The organism is Mucilaginibacter sp. (assembly GCF_039935595.1).
GTDB lineage: Bacteria > Bacteroidota > Bacteroidia > Sphingobacteriales > Sphingobacteriaceae > Mucilaginibacter.
This window is the reverse complement of sequence record NZ_JBDTJZ010000183.1, coordinates 1-4,130: the sequence shown is the minus strand read 5'-3', so window position 1 is coordinate 4,130 and position 4,130 is coordinate 1. Positions and strand designations below refer to the sequence as shown.

Here is a 4,130-nt window from a genome sequence, read left to right as displayed (position 1 = left end):
TTTTAATTTACTATCAACCGGCGATTTTAGAGAACGCAGAAAAATGCCAATAGCATTCTCAAAGGCGCGTTCGTTATAAAACTCCAGGCCGCGGTAATAGGTTACTTTTTGGTAAGCCGTACGCGCGCTGATGTTTTTATTGGGGATGGGTTCCAATATATCAACGGCCTCTTTGTAGTTGCGCGAGTTTAGCAGGGCTTCGCCCAATAATATCTTTATCTCATCTGTACGAGGCGATTGCGGATAATTTTTCAGATACGCGCGGGTAGCATCTAAAGCCTGTACGTTAAAATCAAGCTCATAGGATAGCTTGGCATACTCATACAGCGCGTCTTCCTGCAACTGCCTGTCAAAATTTAGTTTTGATGCCGCTAAAAACGCGTTGCGGGCGCTTTGCTTGTTATCCAGCTTTAAAAATACGCCGCCAAGCAGATAACTACCGTTTTGGCTATAAACATCATGCTGCTCTGTTAGTTTTTCCAGTTCGGTAGCGGCTTTTTGGTAGTTTTTTACCTGGTAATTGGCGTATCCTATTTGGTAACTGTCCTGCGTGCTTTGGGTTTTGCCCAGGTCATTGGCCTCAAAACGACCATAATATTTTACCGCGTTAGGGTAATCGGCTTTGGCAAAGTATGATGCGCCAATAATGCGCAGCATTTCGGTTTCGTGCTGCTGGTGCGAATTATTTACAATGGTAACCGCGTAATTTAATACATCATCATAACGCTTATCTAAAAAGTAAACAGCGGTAATATAATAAGGGTAGCTGTTCTGATATTTTTTTGAGGTTTTAAGTTTCTCAAAATCATTCAATGCTAAATGATAATCTTTATTTAAATAAGCTATGTAGGCAAAATAATAAATAGCATCGTCCTGGTAAGGCGAGCGTTTGTTTTTTATCTCGCTAAATAACTCCTGCGCGTTTTTATAATCGTTGGTAGCAAAGTAGGCATAGCCCTTACGAAATTTATACTCGGTATTCTCCCGGCCGCTTAGGTCTGATGCGTTAACTTTATCAAACCATTTAATAGTTTCAATGTAATTTGATCTTTTAGAGTACGTTTTACCAATTTGAAAATAAGCCAGCTTGGTTAAAGGATTTTCCGGATGCTCTTTGATGAATTTAAGGAACAGGCTCTCGGCATCGTCATTGCCCAGTTCAAGCGCGCATAGCGCCATATAATATTGCGAGTTTTCTTTAAGCAGCGATAGCTGCGATTCAAACTGCGACTGGTTGCTGGTTTGCAGCCTTGCCTCTTCAACCTGTTTAAACTGTTCGCTTGCGGCAACATATTTTTCCTTGTCCAGCAATTCCATAGCAGTATGGTAATTGCGGTCAATTTGAAAAGAAGGGTTTTGCTGCGCGTAAACAGGAAGTATAAATAATAAACAAACAGGTAGGATGATGTATTTGATTTTTATCATAAAACGCGTACAAGATAATGTGCTAAATTAGGTAAAGCCTCAAAATGCAATTAACATTAGTAATTAACAAATGTGGAAAATCAATTTTTTAACGACAAAAAATGGCGAGTTGTTATGGATGTGGAAAACTTTTAATCAATGCCGGATTTTACTAGCAATTAGAAACCCATTAAAATGTAGATTGTAGTATGCTTTAAAATACAACGTTAGGGTTGAGGGGTATTATAGGGAGTATATGAACTGGTACAGAAACGGAAAATATAACTAAGCAACCAACTGCTTATGTACGCTATTTAATAATTGGCTTATCTCAAACGGCTTTGGTATAAAGTCATCCGGCGATTCGTCATCGTCGTCAAACTTGGTAATAGTGTGGCTTGCAGAAACCAGGATTACCGGTATGTTATGAGTTGCTGGTGTATGCTTTAACTGTTTACATAATTCGCGCCCATCCATGCCGCCCAGCATAACATCAAGCAATATTAAATCGGGCTGATTTTTTTTTATAGTATCAAAAAGAAAATGACCATCGGCCAGCGTATCAACATCATAACCAGAATCTTCCAATATGTATTTCAGAACCTCTAAAATATCTTTATCATCATCCACCACCAAAATCCGTTGCATCTTTATAAATGTTAGTAATTGCTATTAATATGTTCTATTGGTCATCAATTACTATACCAACTATTGTTTAAGTATAAAAACACTTAAAACTAGTATGTTTTATGCGCAAATTAAGGCAACCAAAATCCTTATAAAAACTAAAAACGGGGATGCTTTGTGTAAGATCGTCCCCGTTTTAGTAGGTTATAATAAACAGTTATTGGTTAATAGCCAAATAGTTGTTTCAGGTCGGGCTTTACCAGTTCGCCGTATTTTTTAAGGTCATCATCACTCACCTTTTTATCAGATGCTACAATACAATAGATATAAGGCTTTCCTTTTAGCTCGGTATCATGAAATGCTTTGACATCCGCGAAGTTCAATTTATCCAAATTATCAAAGGTGGTTTTCCGGTCGTCATAATCAAGGCCCCTTCGTTTGGCTTTAACGTACGACAGTAAAATATCATCCTCAGTTATCCGTTCAGTTTCTAATGATTTGCGAATGTTATCTTTTGCTAAAGCTATTCCTTTTTCAGATTCCGGCAAATCATTCAACAACTCGTTCATGCTGGTTATTGATTCATTCAGTTTATCAGCTTGTGTACCTACATAAGCAAAAAATACGTTGCGGTCATCTTTTTTCGCTGCAGATTGGTATTGGGCAGCGGTAGAGTAGGCCAGCGCTTTTGATTCGCGAATGGTTTGAAATACAACAGTGCTCATTCCATCGCCAAAGTAGCCGTTAAACAGGTCAATTCTGGGTTTAATCGCAGGGTTATAATCTTCCTCGGGGCGTAACCAGTATATTTCGGCCTGTACCATATCAAAGTTGGCAAACAATACTTTGTTTGCTGTAGGCACCATTCTAACAAAATTCTTTTTGGGTGGATAGCTTATAAAGGTAGCGGGTGTTTTATGCAACCCGGCAATTATAGGAGCAGCTTGCGCGGCAGTTTTGGGGCCATAGTATAAAACGGTGTGTTTATAGCTGTTTAGCTGATGTAAAATGCTAACCAGTTGCTGCGAAGTTACAGCCTCCAGTTCGGCATCAGTAAGTACGTTATTTGACGGATTTTCTGGCCCATATTGCGCGTAACTTATCAGGCAATTCATAATGGCTGATTTGTCTAATTTAGCATTCTCTCTTGACCGTTTAATGCGGGCCTTTAAGCTTGCCAGCGCCGCCTCATCAGGTTTACAGTTAGCCAGCAAATCTTCATACAAATTCAGTGTCGCATCGAAGTTTTCCTGCATGCCTTCAAAGTTTACTATAGTTTGATCGGTACCTACTCTCCGATCATTGCCTACCTTTATCTCGTATGACGATGCCAATTTGTAAAAAGCCTTACTAAAATCTTCGGCAGTTTTTGTGCCTGTCCCTAAAAATTGCAGATATTGTGCAGCCAAAGGTAAAAGTTTGCTATTCCAACTGCCCATATCATAAAGGTAGTGCATTTGAAAAATGCTGTTATCCTTGTTTTGTACAGCCAGTAACTCACACGGACCTGCTTGCGCACGCTGTATGTCTTTATTATAATCAACCCAAACCGGTTTTATAATATTGGCAGGTAAGGCGTTAACCTGCTTTAAAAAAGGCGATTGCGCGGTACTGTTTACCTGTACGGGCGTAATTGGTGGTTTATCAACCTTAATAATATTTTTATCCTCGCCCTGGTGCTTGTAAACCACTACATAATCATTGTCGTTAAAATACTTTACTGCAAAATCAACAATTTGTGCTTTGGTTATTTTTGATAGTTCGTCAACCGTTGCAACTTCTGTTTGCCAGTCAATACCTGATGTAAACGCGTCCATTAAATCACTTGCTCTTGACAGATAACTTTCGTTCTCTTCAATAATAGCTTTTTTCAGGTTGTTGATAATGGATTTTACCAGATCATCAGAGAAATTTCCGCTTCTTAACTTAGCTATTTCGGCAAGCATCAATCCCTTAACATCATCTAATGATTGCCCTTTAATAGGTTTGCCTTGCAATAATAGTACACTATAATCCTTTAAAGTGTATGATTGCGCCACCGCGCTTAACAGTTTTTGTTTTTGAACCAGGTCCAGGTCAATTAAACCTGCAGCACCATT

General features: G+C 39.0%; 3 protein-coding genes. All 3 read right to left on the bottom strand.

The window, feature by feature from the left end; genetic code table 11:
* Nucleotides 1-1,425 (bottom strand): tetratricopeptide repeat protein (locus ABI367_RS12630; RefSeq protein ID WP_462229426.1); only part of this gene is annotated, 1,425 nt, incomplete at its 3' end.
* 264 nt (nt 1,426-1,689) lie between these two features.
* Nucleotides 1,690-2,052, bottom strand: coding sequence for a response regulator (locus ABI367_RS12625; RefSeq protein WP_462229424.1), 363 nt, complete (start codon nt 2,050-2,052; stop codon nt 1,690-1,692).
* Between the two features lie 203 nt (nt 2,053-2,255).
* Nucleotides 2,256-4,130, bottom strand: a 1,875-nt coding sequence (locus tag ABI367_RS12620; RefSeq protein WP_462229421.1) for a M16 family metallopeptidase, incomplete at its 5' end; no start/stop codon positions are given.

Coding starts and splice junctions, on each gene's coding strand:
- ABI367_RS12625 (WP_462229424.1), bottom strand. CDS start 2,052: ATGCAACGGATTTTGGTGGTGGATGATGATAAAGATATTTTAGAGGTT.